Here is a 1,239-nt window from a genome sequence, read left to right on the forward strand (position 1 = left end):
AGAAGGTCACTTGAAAAATACAGGTATGACACGTCCCTTAGACTCGTTAGGCCGGATTGTTATTCCAAAGGAATTGCGAACCTCTATGGGTATTCAAGCTGGCGAGTCTTTAGAATTTTATTTGGATGTTGAAACCGGATTGTTAAGTATGCGGAAGTATATTGGTGTCTGCTGTCACTTATGCCATTCGGTTCAGGATTTAAGCTATTTCAGAGATTCATTTATATGTAAAAAATGCATACAAGATTTGAAGGGAAACATCGAGGTATGTCCAATACCTGTTCCTGCTGTTAAGGAAGCTGGAGGTAGTGAGAACAGCATAAAACGATCATCGTCGCAACATTTGGTTGAACATATTGATTAACTTGATCCCAGTAAACTTCAATAACCAGTCGCTGTTTATCTCAAGGGCGACTGGTTTTTTTAACTTTGAATCCATATTTATCAAAATTAACAAGTTAAAATCACCAAAACTTCTAAATGATATTGCTGTAAAATATGGATTTAAACTCGTCAAGATGATATATTCGGTCTATATACAAACTTCCTAAACAGGCATTTTCCCAGGCTCAAAGCTAAAAAATTAACGTTGTGAGTAGGTGTTCAATGAAGTCACATGTTCTAATTTATGATGGTTATGTTAGTTTTGAAATTATGCTAGCGACCTATTTTATGAAAACCAAAGGGGACATTGTTACGCTTGGAGTAACCAAAGATCCTGTCATTTATCTGCTAAACCCAATAAGTATGTAGATTTTGCAATTGAAATAGGCAAGGTCATGAACATTTATACGGATGATGAAGATTTTAATGAAGCCGTTGACTTTTTCAAGCTTTTTAAAGATAGCTGAGTCTCCTCACAACAATCACTTTATGCATGGTGGTATTTGGGATATTATTAATAAATAAATTTACATACATAAAAGGGGTAATTAGAATGAAGGACAAATTAAAGGGGCTATTCGTGGGCTTAATCGTGAGTATGATGATTACGGGTGCAACCGCAATGGCTGCATCTGGAACAAGTGTAAATGCTGTTGTGAAAAAGTTTGATGTATTTTTAGAGGGTACAAAAAAGAATACTGCCGAGGGCTTAATTTACAACGGAAACACGTACATCTCTGTTAAGGATATTGGAACTGCAGAAAGCAGACAAGTCACCATCAATGGTAATAAACTGTATTTAGGTAAACAGCAAAAAATTATTACAGAAAATCAAGCAATCACTATCCTTTTGGA

1 protein-coding gene and 1 pseudogene are annotated in these 1,239 nt (G+C 35.5%); both read left to right on the plus strand.

The genetic code is table 11. From position 1 onward, the window contains the following. A partial coding sequence (locus tag AC5V8P_RS25655; RefSeq protein WP_495474065.1) for an AbrB/MazE/SpoVT family DNA-binding domain-containing protein occupies positions 1–364 on the plus strand: 364 nt, incomplete at its 5' end. A 573-nt stretch (positions 365–937) separates the two neighbouring features. Next, positions 938–1,239, plus strand: a pseudogene (locus AC5V8P_RS25660) (hypothetical protein); the annotation flags it as partial.

This window comes from Paenibacillus sp. N119s, from assembly GCF_059447605.1.